Source organism: Bradyrhizobium sp. CCBAU 45384 (assembly GCF_028128665.1).
Lineage (GTDB): Bacteria > Pseudomonadota > Alphaproteobacteria > Rhizobiales > Xanthobacteraceae > Bradyrhizobium > Bradyrhizobium manausense.
This window is the reverse complement of record NZ_LBIZ01000114.1, coordinates 232,199-246,498: the sequence shown is the minus strand read 5'-3', so window position 1 is coordinate 246,498 and position 14,300 is coordinate 232,199. Positions and strand designations below refer to the sequence as shown.

General features: G+C 64.8%; 10 protein-coding genes. 4 read left to right on the top strand and 6 right to left on the bottom strand.

What is annotated here, in order from left to right; all coding sequences use genetic code 11:
* The 3 genes from XH80_RS27435 (at position 1) to XH80_RS27425 (ending at position 3,843) form a co-directional block, all read left to right on the top strand.
* The gene (locus XH80_RS27435; protein ID WP_271601250.1) at positions 1-1,503 is read left to right on the top strand and encodes an AMP-binding protein; all 1,503 of its coding nucleotides are present in this window, start codon (positions 1-3) and stop codon (positions 1,501-1,503) included.
* 85 nt (positions 1,504-1,588) lie between these two features.
* Positions 1,589-2,812: a GGDEF domain-containing protein gene (locus XH80_RS27430; RefSeq protein ID WP_271601249.1), complete on the top strand. Its 1,224-nt coding sequence runs from the start codon at positions 1,589-1,591 to the stop codon at positions 2,810-2,812.
* Between the two features lie 677 nt (positions 2,813-3,489).
* On the top strand, positions 3,490-3,843 hold the full coding sequence (locus XH80_RS27425; RefSeq protein WP_271601248.1) for a hypothetical protein: 354 nt from the start codon (positions 3,490-3,492) through the stop codon (positions 3,841-3,843).
* Between the two features lie 127 nt (positions 3,844-3,970).
* On the opposite strand, the gene XH80_RS27420 is transcribed toward XH80_RS27425, so the two are convergent.
* The 3 genes from XH80_RS27420 to XH80_RS27410 all read right to left on the bottom strand — a co-directional run bounded on the left by XH80_RS27420 (position 3,971) and on the right by XH80_RS27410 (position 9,203).
* Positions 3,971-5,101 (bottom strand): acyl-CoA desaturase, encoded by a 1,131-nt coding sequence (locus XH80_RS27420; protein ID WP_271601323.1) that lies wholly within the window; start codon positions 5,099-5,101, stop codon positions 3,971-3,973.
* Positions 5,102-5,397: 296 nt separating this feature from the next.
* Entirely contained in the window at positions 5,398-8,916 is a 3,519-nt protein-coding gene (gene mfd, locus XH80_RS27415; RefSeq protein WP_271601247.1) for a transcription-repair coupling factor, read from the bottom strand.
* Positions 8,913-9,203 carry an FAD assembly factor SdhE gene (locus XH80_RS27410; protein ID WP_271601246.1) on the bottom strand — a complete coding sequence of 97 codons (291 nt, stop codon included), beginning with the start codon at positions 9,201-9,203 and terminating at the stop codon, positions 8,913-8,915. The genes mfd and XH80_RS27410 overlap by 4 nt, the downstream gene beginning before the upstream one ends.
* A gap of 192 nt (positions 9,204-9,395) precedes the next feature.
* On the opposite strand from XH80_RS27410, the gene recG reads away from it, so the two are divergent.
* Positions 9,396-11,504, top strand: a complete 2,109-nt coding sequence (recG, locus tag XH80_RS27405) for an ATP-dependent DNA helicase RecG (protein ID WP_271601245.1) — start codon at positions 9,396-9,398, stop codon at positions 11,502-11,504.
* Here the strand turns inward: recG and panE are convergent.
* From panE to XH80_RS27390, 3 genes are all read right to left on the bottom strand, one after another.
* Positions 11,501-12,430 carry a 2-dehydropantoate 2-reductase gene (panE, locus tag XH80_RS27400; protein WP_271601244.1) on the bottom strand — a complete coding sequence of 310 codons (930 nt, stop codon included), beginning with the start codon at positions 12,428-12,430 and terminating at the stop codon, positions 11,501-11,503. The genes recG and panE overlap by 4 nt on opposite strands.
* 59 nt (positions 12,431-12,489) lie before the next feature.
* Entirely contained in the window at positions 12,490-13,344 is an 855-nt protein-coding gene (locus XH80_RS27395) for an NAD(P)-dependent oxidoreductase (protein WP_271601243.1), read from the bottom strand.
* A gap of 108 nt (positions 13,345-13,452) precedes the next feature.
* Entirely contained in the window at positions 13,453-14,223 is a 771-nt protein-coding gene (locus XH80_RS27390) for a DUF502 domain-containing protein (RefSeq protein ID WP_271601242.1), read from the bottom strand.
* Positions 14,224-14,300 lie beyond the last annotated feature (77 nt).

Sequence of the window (14,300 nt, the reverse complement as noted above, 5' to 3'; positions counted from 1 at the left end):
GTGAACCAGCCAGCCGTATCACCGACGCTCGACACGCTGTTCCAGCGGACGCTGATACGGCAGCCGCACGCGCCCGCGTTGCTCGACCCCCTCAACAAGTCCCGCATCACCGGCCACCAGCCGCGGCGGATGACCTACGCCGAGGCCGACACCGCCATCGAGGCACTGTCGGCGCATTTCGTCGAATCGGGCCTGCCGGCCAATTCGGTGATCGCGATCCAGTTGCCCTCGACCGTCGAGTTCGTGCTGACGGTGCTCGCCGCCCATCGCGCCGGCCTGGTCGTGGCCGTGCTGCCGCTACTGTGGCGACAGGCGGAACTGGCGGCCGCGCTCAACCGCACGGCGGCGCGCGCCATCGTCACCATGAGCAAGGTCGACAGCGTCAGCTATGCCGATCTCGCGATGCACGCAGCCGCCGAGGCGTTCTCGATTCGCCACGTGTACGGCTTCGGCACTGATTTGCCCGAAGGCATGGCCTCGCTCGACGAGGTGCTGGCGCGGCCGCCCGGCACCACCCGCGCCGTGATCCAGGACGGCCGCAAGGCGGCAATGATCTCCTTCGATGTCACGGCGGAAGGCTTCCGCCCGGTGCCGCGGCCACATTTCAGCCTGATCGCGGGCGGGCTCGCGATGTCGCTGGAGGCCGACATCAAGCAGGGCGCGACCGTGATGTCGGCATTTATGCCGATGTCGTTCGCGGGTCTCGCCTCCTCGCTCGCGGTGTGGCTGCTCTGCGGCGGCACGCTGGCGCTGCACCATCCGTTCGAGAGCGAGGTGCTGGAGCAGCAGGTCAACGAGCACGCCTGCGACGTGCTGTTCGCGCCGGCCCAACTCGCTTTGCGCCTCGGCGATTCCGGTCTGGCGGCGCGGATGCCGACCTTGCGCAACGTCATCGGTCTCTGGCGCGCGCCGGAGCAGGTGGCGGCGAGCGAGGCCTGGATCGCGCCGCATGCGCCGCTCACGGATGTCTATCTGTTCGGCGAGGCAGGGCTGTTCGGCGCCAGGCGCGGCGAGGATGGCGTGCCCGTCGCGGTGATGCCCGGCCCGCACGGCGCGCCGCGCGAACAGTCCGGCTCCTCGATCGCGGGCGAGATCCTGCTGACGCCGAAGGGCACGCTTGGCCTGCGCGGCCCGATGGTGCCGATCGCGGCCTATGCGCCGCCGCAGCCGGTCGGCGAGACGCTGACGGCGCAGCCGCCGCGCGACTATGTCGACACCGGCTACGCCGCCCGGATCGACCGCGCCAGCGGTGCGATCTGCATCACCGCGCCGCCATCGGGCATCATGGCGGTCGGCGGCTATCGCTTCCTGTCAAACGACCTGCAGGAATGGGCGCGACGGCTCGGCCAGGGCGCGCTGCTGACGGCCCTGCCCGACCGGCTCTCAGGTCACCGGCTAGCGGGCCGGGCCCAGGACAATGCAAGGGCCCGGGAGGCGCTCAGCGAACTCGGGCTTAACCCTCTGATGGTTGAGGCTTTTCGCGACCGCTCCGGCCCGGTTTGAGAGCAGTTTTGCCGGGAACATTGACGCCGCATTAAGGCGGCTGGACTAGATTGCGCAGCATCGATTGCGTGATCAGAGTTTCCTGATGTCCCAGGCGGGCCCGATCCTCTTTGTGTCCAATTCCGAGCGCCCGGCCTTCATTGCGGCGCTGGACGAGGCGCGTCTGTTTCCTGTTGTCGACAGCGATTGGGCGAGCGCGTCGCGCGCCGTCGAGGAGGTGCAGCCGGCCGCGGTCCTTGCGGCGATGTCCGGCGGACACGAGCCGTACATGCCCCTGCTCGCGAAGAAAATCGCCGATCAGCCGCTCTATCTGCCGCTGGTCGCGCTGGATGCGCCAGGCGCGCTGCCCCACAATGCGCTGCCTTTCGCCACACGCGGCAATGCCGCCGAGCGCCTGATCGCCCGCCTGCGCGCCGCGATCCGCGTCCGCACGCTGCATGCCACCGTGCTGCGCCGCCTGCCGGAAGTGAGGGTTACGATGCCGGAGGCCGATCCGGTGCGCGATGCCATCGTGCTCTTGATCGGTCGCGGCGCCGCCTACCCCGCGCTATCGGTTGCGCTCGGCGAACGCACCGGGGTCGTCGGCGCGCTCTCGATCGAGGCTGCCGCCAAGCATCTCAATACGCGTGAGATCGACGGTGTGGTTCTGTCCGACGGTTTCACCCCCCGCGTCACCGACGCCTTTCTCACGGTGCTCGCGGAGGATACGCGCTTCCGCAACCTGCCTGTTGTCGTCACCGCGCACCAGCTCACGCAGAGCTACGACCTGCCCAATCTCGAGCTGATCCCGGGCGAGCCCGCCAAGATCGCCGCCAACGCGTTGCCCCTCATCCGCCAGCACGCCATGGCGGCGCAACTGAGCCGCACGCTGCGCTCGATCGATGCCGGCGGCTGGCTCGATCCGCGCAGCGGCCTGTTGACGGTAGAAGCCTTCGCTCGCGATTTCGCCAAGGCGGTGGAGCAGACGCTCGCCCGCGGCGGCGGCCTGTCGGTCGCGCGCTTCGCCTTCGATCCCGGTAATCCGCGCGCGCAGCTCGATGCTGCTCGGATCCTCAGCCGGCTGATGCGGCAGATGGACTTTGGCACGGCGCAGAAGGACGGCTCTGTCATCGTGGTGTTCGCCGAGACCGACTTCCGCACGGCGCACATGATCGCCCGCCGACTGTCGGCGGTGATGAAGCACACGTCGAACGGCAAGCACGAGATGCGCAGCGATCCCGTGGTATCGGTGGATTCGCTGTCGCCGTCGGATACGGCAAGGTCGCTGCTGGCACGGCTGTCGGCGGACGCGTCGCGGGCAGCGTCGTAGTTTTTGCCGCACCTGATTTTACGGATCACCCATTCATAGGACCTTGGGCTGCCCATGAGATCCCACAGAATCTGAAAATCAACCCCATGCAAAGTACCGTCAATGGCTAGAGGTGAGATGCTGCGGATTTTGCGAAATGTATTTGACCCGTCGGGCAAAACAGTAGTATAGTGGCATCATCGAAACAGGTCAGTCGGCCCGCGCGGAGAAATCCGCTGCGGGCTTTTTCATTTTAGTGAGATCCGTCCCCACGACCCAAACGATTCGATCATGCGAGCGCGCCCGCCAATCTTTGCGGCGCCCACGGCTAACGGGAGAATGCCAATTCTTGCAGCGCCGACAAATCAGGGCGTGCTCTCGGCAGCTCCGGCCCATCGCCCTCTCCTCGTCCCCCGAGTCGAGAAAGCTCCGGATCGTCCCGACCCGAATATTCGTGTTCTCCGTAGGATTGTCCCGGATTGAGATAGTCCATCAGATGCTGGGCACCCGCAACGACATCAGCGCTGTCACCAAAGCGCTGATGTCATGAACCGATTGACAATGTTCCCTATATGTTCCAAACGCGTTTGGAACAACCTTTGGGTGAAAAACGCATGACAGTTAGATGCGCCTCAATGTCTTGGCCTGCGGCGCAATGTGTAAGATTCGCAACGGCATTCATGGCTGGGGCCCTGCTCATGGCGTCTGCCGCCTGCGCCAAGGATTACAGTGTGGACTACGGCATTGAAACGTCGACCGACAGCGATGCAGGTTCGACGGTCTGCCCCTATGGGGTTTGCCGCGTGAAGGTCGACAAGCTGAACCTGACGATCATCATTTTCCTGTCTCGCGATGACCTTGGCCATGCACGCATTCAAATCGAGGGCAAGCCCGGCTGCTGCTTCTTCGAACTCGGCGCGCGATCACAGGGGATCGCGCCCAGCAACCCGCCACCGAAGCTTCGCTTCTTTACCGGCGCGGCGGCGCAAGGGCTCTTGTATTTCCAGAATGAACCGGCTGGAAACCTTTACCTGGGATTTCACCTCGATTGATCGTCTCAGCAGGGGTTCGAACGTCGTCCCGTAGGAACCCAGGCGGAGATTCTTACGCCGCCTTTTGCGCGAACTGCGCGTCTCCCAATTCTGGAGGAACACCACCTCCAAAAGAAATATCCGCGCGCTAAACGCGCCCCCTGGACTTAGCGTTGGTCACCAAAGCGGGAGCGGGCGCGGCCAGGAAAATCCCGACGGAGTCATGCAGCAGCTCGTAGGCGCGGTCGACAATGTCGTCGAGCGAGATCGTCTTGGCGAACATGCGCTGCGCTTCTGCCAGCAACTGCTCGCGCGTCGGCATGCTGGACAGGCGCAGATCGGCCTGGTGCTGCAACTGACTGAGCGTGTCCCGAACCGACAATTCGGTCTCTTGGATCGACGTTCTGATCGCATGCGCGATGTGCTCGGGATTGAAGCGGGCTGCGAGCTGTTCGGCCGCCTGCTTGATTACCCGTGATCCCAACCGATGCTCATTGCGCAGCACCTGCTTGGGCGGCATCTTCATATCCCTGATAATGCCGAGCCAGGACAACGTCACCAGCACATAATAGGTGAGGTCGATCTCATACCAGTGGAAACCCTGCCGCGCGCTGGCCTGATAGGCGTGATGGTTGTTGTGCCATCCCTCGCCCATCGTCAGCAAAGCAAGCAGCCAGTTGTTGCGGGAGTCATCGCCGGTCACGTAACGCTTGCGCCCGTGAACATGCGCGAGCGAGTTGATGCAGAATGTGGCGTGATAGAGCAGCACCGTGCTCCAGAGGAATCCGACGACGAGCCCCGACCATCCGGCAACAAGGAAGCACAACACGGCGAGCACGACGGGAGGCAACAGCTCCAGCCGGTGCAACCACATCAGCTCGGGATACGAGGCCAGATCTGCGACCTTCACCAGGTCAGTCGCATCATGCTGCCGGTAAAAGATCCAGCCGACATGGCTGAACACAAACCCCTTGTGCCGGGGTGAATGTACATCCTGCACTGTGTCCGAATGCAGATGATGATGGCGGTGCTTGGCGGCCCACCAAAGCACGCTCTTCTGGGCGCTGCTCTGGGCAAGGAAGGCCAGGATGAACTGGAACACCCGGCTCGTTGCGTAGGATCGATGCGAGAAGTACCGGTGATATCCGCCGGTGATCCCGAACATGCGCAACCCGTACAACGTGGCGCACATCGCAACCGCCTGCCACGTGATGCCCGACCAGATCGCAGCAACGCATCCCGCGTGAATCAAGACGAACGGCAGCACCTGCGGATACATGATATCGTCGTGGCCGTGCTCTGTTTCCTGCTCTGATTCCCGGCCCGACCCGGTATTGATAGACACGCGCGCGACCTCGACTGTTTCGACGTGCGGGCCAACCCGCAAACCGGTGTAAAAAAACCGCGGCCGGTAAACCAGTCGCGGATCGACGGATACGGTACGCAGGACTCAGTTAGCGAATTCGGAATCTGGCGGCTGCTTCGTCATTCCGCAAGTGGCCCTATGTCACTGTTTTCAGGCTTGGCGCGGCGCAGCCTGTATCCTGGTGCGCCGCCTCCGCAATACTACGGACGCTACGCCGCCTTCTTGCTCGTCGCGAGCTGCGCCAATTGCCGCATGATTTCCGTCGTGCCGGCAAGCCGCTCTTCCGGTGTCTCCCAATCCTGCAGGAACACCACCTTCATGTCGGGCCGTACCTTGGCGGCCTGGCCGTGGCTCTTGATGAACGACACCAGGCGATCGGGATAGGCGAAGGAATTGTCGCGGAAGGTGATGACGGCGCCCTTCGGGCCAGCATCGATCTTCTCGACATTGGCGTTTCGGCAGAACGCCTTGATCGCGGCAACCTTGAAGAGATAGCGCACCTCGTCCGGCAGCACGCCGAAACGATCGCGCATTTCGGCGCCAAAATTCTCGATCTCCTCCTCGCTGTCGAGATCGGCGAGGCGCCGATAGAGCGACAGCCGCACCGAGAGATCGCCGACATAGTCCTCCGGAATGAGCACGGGCATGCCGATGGTGATGGTCGGCGACCACCGGTCGGCGGCGGGCTCGGACACGCCGGCCTTGAGGTTGACGATCGCCTCCTCCAGCATCGACTGGTAAAGCTCGAAGCCGACCTCCTTGATGTGGCCGGACTGCTCCTCGCCGAGCAAATTGCCGGCGCCGCGGATATCAAGGTCGTGCGAAGCGAGCTGGAAGCCGGCGCCCAATGTCTCCAGCGACTGCAGCACGGTGAGGCGGCGCTCGGCCTGCGCGGTGATCTTCTGCTGCGACGGCAGCGTGAACAGCGCATAGGCCCGCAGCTTGGAGCGGCCGACGCGGCCGCGCAGCTGGTAGAGCTGGGCAAGGCCGAACATGTCGGCGCGATGCACGATCAGCGTGTTGGCGTTGGGAATGTCGAGGCCGGATTCGACGATCGTGGTCGACAGCAGGATGTCGAACTTGCCATCGTAGAACGCGGTCATGATGTCCTCGATCACGGCGGGCGGCATCTGGCCGTGCGCGACCGCGACCTTCATCTCCGGCACGTTCTTGTCGAGGAAGTCCTTGACCTCGGCGAGATCGTCGATGCGCGGCACGACGTAGAACGCCTGGCCGCCGCGATAACGCTCGCGCAGCAGCGCCTCGCGGATCATCAATGGATCGTGCGGAGCAACGAAGGTACGCACCGCAAGGCGATCGACCGGCGGCGAAGCGATGATCGAGAGCTCGCGCACGCCGGTGAGCGCCAGCTGCAGCGTGCGCGGAATCGGGGTTGCCGACAGCGTCAGCACGTGCACCTCGGAACGCAGCGCCTTCAGCCGCTCCTTGTGGGTGACGCCGAAATGCTGCTCCTCGTCGACGATGACGAGGCCGAGGTCGCGGAACTTGATCGCCTTGCCGAGCAGCGCATGGGTGCCGACGACGATGTCGACGGAGCCGTCTGCAATGCCCTTCTTGACCTGGTTCAGCTCCTTGGCCGGGATCAGGCGCGAGGCCTGCGCCACGTTGACCGGAAAGCCCTTGAAGCGCTCGGTGAAGGTCTTGGCGTGCTGGCGCGCTAGAAGCGTGGTCGGCACCACGACCGCGACCTGCTTGCCTTCGAGCGCAACGGCAAAGGCGGCGCGCAAGGCAACCTCGGTCTTGCCGAAGCCGACATCGCCGCAGATCAACCGGTCCATCGGACGGCCGAGCTCGAGATCCTTGAGGGTGGATTCGATAGCGCCAAGCTGGTCCTCGGTCTCGTCATAGGGGAAGCGCGCGCAGAACTCGTCATAGAGGCCCTGCTGCACCGGCAGCTTCGGCGCCTCGTGCAGATGGCGCGCGGCTGCGATCTTGATCAGCTCGCCCGCGATCTCGCGGATGCGGTTCTTGAGCTTCGCCTTGCGGGTCTGCCAGCCGGAACCACCGAGGCGGTCGAGCTCGACATCGGTCTGGTCGGAGCCGTAGCGTGACAAGAGCTCGATGTTCTCGACCGGCAAGAACAGCTTTGTCTCGGCGGCATAATGCAGCTCGAGACAATCATGCGGCGCGCCGGCGACATCCAGCGTCTGCAAGCCGATAAAGCGGCCGATGCCGTGGTCGACGTGGACCACAATGTCGCCGGCGGTGAGGCTCGTGACTTCCGAGATGAAATTGTCGAGCTTGCGGCTGGCCTTGCGCGGCCGCACCAGGCGGTCGCCCAGAATGTCCTGCTCGCTGATGACAGCGATCTCGTCGGTCTCGAAGCCGCTCTCGAGGCCAAGCACGGCGAGCATGGTCTCGTTGCGCGGCGTCGCCTGCACCGTGCGCCAGGAATTGACGCTGGTGGTGTGGGTCAGCTTGTGATCGCGCAGCATCGAGGTCATGCGGTCGCGCGAGCCTTCGCTCCACAGCGCGATCACGACCTTCTTGCGCTGGGCCTGCAAGGCCATCACATGCGCGACGACGGACTCGAAAACGTTGACCTTGGAGTCGTTACGTTCAGGCGCAAAATCGCGGCCCTTGCGCGCGCCGGCGTCAATGATGCTGGTGCCGTCGGCCGGCACGGAGAATGCCGTCAGCCGAACCAGCGGGATATCGCGTTCGCGCTTGCCCCATTCCTCCTCGGTCAGATAGAGCCTATCAGGCGGCAGCGGCTTGTAGATGGCGCCCCCGCCGGGATGCTCCATCGCATCGCGGCGAGCCTCGTAATAGTCCTGGATCTGCTTGAAGCGCTCGCGGACGGCGTCCTCGGCCTGCGGCTCGATTGCGACGGCGGCACCTTGCAGATAGTCGAACAGCGTATCCATCCGGTCCTGGAACAGCGGCAGCCAGTGCTCCATGCCGGGATGGCGGCGGCCTTCGCTGACCGCTTCATACAGCGCATCATCGCGCTCGGGCGCGCCGAATTCGGCGACATAGCCCATGCGGAAGCGGCGGATCGTGTCGGTGACGAGCTGGAATTCCGAGATCGGCACCAGATCGAGCGAACGCATGTCGAGCAGCGTGCGCTGCGTCTCGGCGTCGAACGAACGGATCGATTCCAGGCTGTCGCCGAAGAAGTCGAAGCGAACAGGCTGCTCGAGGCCGGCCGGAAACAGATCGAGGATGCCGCCGCGCACGGCATATTCGCCGGGCTCGCGCACGGTGGACGACCTGACGTAGCCATTGTGCTCGAGCCAGGCGACGATGGTGTCCATCGGCACCACGTTGCCGGGCGCAACCGACAGCGCCTGCGCCGCAACCAGCTCGCGCGCGGGCACGCGCTGCACGACGGCGTTCACCGTTGTCAGCACGATCAGCGGCTTGTCGCTGCCGGTGAGCGCGGCGAGCCGGGCCAGCGTGGTCAGGCGCTGCGCCAGAATGCCGCCGTGCGGCGAGACGCGGTCATAGGGCTGGCAGTCCCAGGCCGGAAAGGTCAGCACCGGCAGGTCGGGCGCGAAGAATTGCAGCGCGCGTTCGAGCTGCTGCATCCGCCCGCCGTCGCGGCAGACCACCGCGAGGCTGACAGCCGGCTGCTTCGGCCGTGCCGCGATCGCGCGCGCCAGATCGGAGACGATAAGGCCTTCGGCCCCCTCGGCGACATTGGCAAGCGTCAGCGCGCGGCCGGGCGTAAGCAGCTCGGCCGGTGATTTCATTCCTTGCTTCATAAATTGCCGTCCGCGATCGGATAGGCCTTGATGCGGGCGAACAGCGCGCCGGTGACATCTTCTGGCAGCAGCTTGTCACCGGTGATGGCGGCATAGAGATCGGGATCGTTGACCTCGAGCAGGGTCTCGAGCTCGGTCAGCTCCTCGTCCGTGAGGTTGCCGATCTCGGCATCTGCGAAGCGGCCGAGGATCAGGTCCATCTCGCGCGTGCCGCGGTGCCAGCAGCGGAACAGAAGCCGCTTGCGGCGATCGTCCAGCCCGTCGCTCGATCGTGTCGTTCCCGTCATGTCTCAAATCCAGTCAAACGCCGAAAGCCCGGACGTGCCGGGCCGGGGTGATATAGCCATTGGAACTGGCTGTGTCAGCCCTTTGTTATTGCAATTGTTTGGAGACCGTCATTGCCGGGCTTGACCCGGCAATCCATCGTCATTGAAAGATGGATGCGCGGGTCAAGCCCGCGCATGACGAATGTTGCGAGAATGCGCCCCAGCCTGCTCAATCCGCTGTTTGCTCCCGTGACCAGCCTGCCCGGCGTCGGTCCGAAGCAGGACAAGCTGCTGCAATATCTGCTCAGCCGGAGCGAGACGCCGCGGCTGGTCGACCTGCTCCTGCATCTGCCGAGCCAGGTCATCGACCGCCGGGCGCGGCCGAAGATCCGCGACGCCAGCGTTGGAACCATGGTGACGCTGGAGGTCACCGTCGAGCGCCACCGCCCGCCTCCGCCGCGCAATGCGCGCGCGCCGTATCTCGTCTACGCCAGCGACGATACCGGCGACGTCGTGCTGACGTTCTTCCGTGCCAAGCCCGGCTATGTCGAAAAGCTGCTGCCCGTGGGCGAAAAGCGCTACGTCTCCGGCACGCTGCAGATGTATGACGGCATCCCGCAGATCGTCCATCCCGACCGCGTGCTGGACGAGGAAGCGATCGCAAAACTCTCCGGGATCGATCCCGTCTATCCGCTCACCGAGGGTCTCGCGCTCGGCTCGCTCCGCCGCGCCATTGCGCAGGCCTTGCAGAAGCTTCCAGCCTTGCCGGAATGGATCAGCCCGGATGTGCTGCGCCGCTGCAATTTCCCGCCTGTGACCGAAGCGCTCCATCGCGTGCACCAACCGGTCGAGTTGACGGACATCCTGCCCGATCAGCGCTTCTGGTCGCGCCTGGCCTTCGACGAGTTGCTGGCCGGCCAGCTCGCGCTCGCTCTGATCCGTGCGCAGCTGCGGCGGCCTGCCGGCGTGCGCAACGCCGGCGATGGGCATCTGCGCAACAAGATCATCGACGCCCTGCCCTACGCGTTGACACCTTCCCAGCGCAATGCCGCCGCGGCCATCGCCGACGACCTGAAGCAGCCCGTGCGCATGCTGCGTCTGCTCCAGGGCGACGTCGGCTCGGGCAAGACGGTGGTGGCGCTGCTGGCCGCCTCGGCCGTTGCCGAGGTCGGCAAGCAGGCCGCGTTGATGGCCCCGACGGAAATTCTCGCGCGCCAGCACATCAAGACCATTGCGCCGCTGGCCGAGCGCGCCGGCATGCGGGTGGCGATCCTCACCGGCCGCGAAAAAGGCAAGGAGCGGCGCGAGATCATCACCCAGCTCGCCGAGGGCGAGATTGATCTGCTCGTCGGCACCCATGCGCTGATCCAAGACGACGTCGTCTTCCATGGTCTGGCCCTCGCCATCGTCGACGAGCAGCACCGCTTCGGCGTCCGCGAGCGGTTGGCGCTGACGTCAAAGGGCGAAGCCGTCGACGTTCTCGTGCTGAGCGCAACGCCGATCCCGCGCACGCTGGTCCTCACCTATTTCGGCGACATGGACATCAGCGAGCTCCGCGAAAAACCCGCCGGCCGCCAGCCGATCGACACCCGCGCGGTCGCCATGAGCCGGCTCGGTGAGGTCATGGATGGCGTCGGCCGCGCGCTCGACTCCGGTAAGCTGGTCTACTGGATCTGCCCGCTCGTCGAGGAATCCGAGGCCGAGGGCACCGAGCATCTCACCAACGCAACGAAACGTTTCGACAGCCTGCAAAAGCGTTTCGGCGATCGTGTCGGTCTGGTTCATGGCCAGATGAAAGGCACCGAGAAGGATCGTGTCATGGGCCAGTTCGCAGCCCACGAGATCGGCCTTCTGGTCGCGACCACCGTCGTCGAGGTTGGTGTCGACGTGCCGGCCGCCACCATCATGGTGATCGAGAATGCCGAGCGCTTTGGCCTCGCCCAGCTGCACCAGCTGCGCGGCCGCATCGGCCGCGGCTCGGAGGCCTCGACCTGCATTTTGCTTTACAGCGAGCCGCTCGGCGAAATGTCGAAGGCGCGGCTGAAAGTGATCCGTGAGACCACCGACGGCTTTCGCATCGCCGAGGAGGACCTGAAACTCCGCGGCGAAGGCGACGTGCTGGGCGTCCGCCAGAGCGGCCTGCCCGGCTACCGCATCGCGCGCTCGGAGGTGCACGGCCAGCTCATCACGCAGGCGAGAGACGAGGCGCTGCGCATCATGAAGGACGATCCGAAACTGAAGGGCGAGCGCGGCGAAGCGCTGCGCTGCCTGCTGTATCTCTACGAGCGGGACGAGGCGATCCCGCTGATCGGGGCGGGTTAGCTCGCCGCTCGCCGCCGCCCGACTTCATAGGCCGCCACATGCGCTCGCGCCAGATCCAGCAGCGGCGTGTCGACATTCAGCTTGCGGGCCCGGTTGGCCATATCACCCAGGATATGCTCGGACTCGGTAATCGAGCCGCGCTCGATGTCGCGCAGCATCGAAGCCTTGAGCGGCGAGTCCAGGGTCGTGAACAGTTTTCGGTCAAACTCGATGAACGGGGCGCGCGGCTCCAAACCCGAGGCGGTCGCAACAGTGCAGCATTCCGCGAACAGGCGGAAGATCGATTGCTCGCCGTTCGGCACAGCCAGGATGTCGCCGATGCTGGCGCGCATCAGGCAGGTAATGCCGGCGAGCGTCGAGAGCTGGACGAACTTCTCCCACATGTCCTGCATGATCGCTTCGCTGGCGCGCACGTCGATCCCAGGGACCTGGAACAGCTTCTCCAGGGCAAGCGTGCGCTCACTCAGCGAACCCTCGGTTTCCCCGAAGACGATGGTCTGATTGGCCATGAACTGAACGACACGGCCATCCACATCGAGCCCGGCGCTGACATTGGCGAGCCCACCGAGAACGGGCTCAGCACCGAACCGCGCCGTCAGGGCGTCGATGTGTTTCAGCCCGTTCAGGATCGGCAGTATCATCGTGCTCGGGCCAACGGCCGGGGCAAACTGGCTCATGGCGTCGTCGAGCGAATAGGCCTTCACGCCGAGGAGCACGACGTCGAAGGGCTCGCTGAGCTCGTTCGCCATCAGGATCTTCGGCTGCACGGCAAAGTCGCCGTGCGGGCTTTTGATCCGCAATCCATCCCGCCGCAATTGCTCGGCGCGCCCGGCCCGCACCAGAAAGGTCACGTCGGCGCCCGCTCGGACCAGGCAAGCTCCGTAATACCCTCCGAGCGCTCCTGCGCCGATCACCAGCACTCTCATCTGAACTCCTGTGCCATGTTCCCGGCAGGCCAAAGCTTTGGCTGCCGAACAAGTGAAGATCAGGCCTTCTTTGCAGCACCGGTCGCGAACGCCTTCAGGAGCGACGCATCGACTGCCTCGCCTTTGGCATCGGCGGCCAGATGCTCGAACCATCTGGCAAAGCCTTCGTAGATCTGGCTCGCCGGATGATCGGGCCCGAGGAAGCCCGATATCTCTTGCATCTCCGCGACCCAGCGATAGGCCTTCGGGATCATGTCGGGCAGTGCGACCTCGAGCCGGGCCAGGATCGCGGGCTGGCTGAGCGCGAGCTCGTCGTGCAGTGCATCGGCGGCCCCCGCCTTGGTCGCCGCGATCACCATGGCCGAGCCGATGCCGGCGAGGCCCTTGACGATGCCAGCATAGGACATTTTTAGCGCAGAGGCAGCACCCACCGGACCTTCGACGATGCGGATGTCGAGCCCGAAATCCTTGAGCACGGCGAGATCCCTGGCGTGCTCGCCGGACATGTAGAAGGCCGGGCTCTTGCCGCCCGGCTGCGGCGGGAAGCCGATGATGCCGCCATCGACGAAGGGCGCCTGCGCCGAGCCGATGATCTCCTCGATCCGCTTCACCGTGTCGACATTGACGGCGTTGCAGTCGACCACGACCGGCTTCTTGTCGCGCTTCACAATCAATGCGGCCAGCCGCTCCGCCAGCCTCTCCGCCTCGCCCGGCGGCACGATCGAGAGAATGATATCGGCATCCGCGATCGCATCGTCCTCGGCGCCGATCATGCCGGCATCCGCCGCGCGCTTCAGCGTCGCCTCGCTGCGTCCCTTCAAAGACGTCAGCACGCGCGCGCCGTTCTCGCTCAGGCGACGGGCCACCGCGCTGCCCATGGCCCCGGGCGCGAGGATCGCAATGGTCGTTGGCATCGGGGGCACTCCAGTTCGACGTCCGAGCGCTGCGCTCGGTCCGACCGGAACAATAGCAGAGGACGCGAACGCCAGCGTGACCGCAGGCCATCCCGCCGGGGAATAGCCCTACTCCGCCTTCGCAGGCTCAGGCTGGAGCGTGGAGGCATTGGCAATGCGCGCGGCATTGGCCATGCCCGCGAGCGCGGCGGCCTTCTTCGGGTCGGGTGCCGAGCCGGGCTGCACCACGCCGGCGGACATGATCAGCGTTGCGGCATCCTCGGCGGTGAGGTCGACCTCGATGATCTTGCTCTTGGGCACGTAGAAGAAGAATCCGGTGGTCGGGTTCGGCGAGCACGGCAGAAACACCGAGACATGTTCGTCCTGCCCTGGCAGGCTGCGCGAGATCTCTTCGTTCGGCGATTGCGAGATCAGCACGATCGACCACATGCCGGGCGAAGGAAACTCGACCAGGCCCACTTTGCGGAAGCTCGAACCCTTGCCCGAGAACAGCGTCTCGAACACCTGCTTCAGGCCGCGATAGATGGCGCGCACGGCCGGGATCCGGCCGAGGAAAGTCTCGCCGACATCGACCAGCGTGCGGCCGATCAGGTTCGCCGCGAGGAAGCCGACCAGCGTCAGCGTGAAGAATGCGACAATCAATCCCCAGCCGGGAACGCCGTAAGGAAGATAGGTTTCCGGCCGGTAGGCCTGCGGCACGAAGGGTCGCACCACGCCGTCGACCCAGGTGACGAACCACCAGACCAGATACAGCGTGATTGCAATCGGACCGGTGACGATCAGCCCGGTCAGGAAATAATTGCGAAAACGGCCCATCAGGCCGGTATGCGGTTCCGGGATGGGATCAAGTGGCGCAGGCGCGTCGTCGCGGGGGGTCATTCGGGTTCCAGGTCGGTCGCTTCGTCCAAGCTAGGGGCTTCTAGCAGGTTTTGGAAGAGTGCGACGTGATCCCTTCT

What these genes read in the sequence shown, in the direction of transcription:
- XH80_RS27430 (WP_271601249.1), top strand. Translation starts at nt 1,589, where the DNA reads ATGTCCCAGGCGGGCCCGATCCTCTTTGTGTCCAATTCCGAGCGCCCG.
- XH80_RS27425 (WP_271601248.1), top strand. Translation starts at nt 3,490, where the DNA reads ATGGCGTCTGCCGCCTGCGCCAAGGATTACAGTGTGGACTACGGCATT.
- XH80_RS27420 (WP_271601323.1), bottom strand. Translation starts at nt 5,101, where the DNA reads ATGTATCCGCAGGTGCTGCCGTTCGTCTTGATTCACGCGGGATGCGTT.
- mfd (WP_271601247.1), bottom strand. Translation starts at nt 8,916, where the DNA reads ATGAAGCAAGGAATGAAATCACCGGCCGAGCTGCTTACGCCCGGCCGC.
- XH80_RS27410 (WP_271601246.1), bottom strand. Translation starts at nt 9,203, where the DNA reads ATGACGGGAACGACACGATCGAGCGACGGGCTGGACGATCGCCGCAAG.
- recG (WP_271601245.1), top strand. Translation starts at nt 9,396, where the DNA reads ATGCGCCCCAGCCTGCTCAATCCGCTGTTTGCTCCCGTGACCAGCCTG.
- panE (WP_271601244.1), bottom strand. Translation starts at nt 12,430, where the DNA reads ATGAGAGTGCTGGTGATCGGCGCAGGAGCGCTCGGAGGGTATTACGGA.
- XH80_RS27395 (WP_271601243.1), bottom strand. Translation starts at nt 13,344, where the DNA reads ATGCCAACGACCATTGCGATCCTCGCGCCCGGGGCCATGGGCAGCGCG.
- XH80_RS27390 (WP_271601242.1), bottom strand. Translation starts at nt 14,223, where the DNA reads ATGACCCCCCGCGACGACGCGCCTGCGCCACTTGATCCCATCCCGGAA.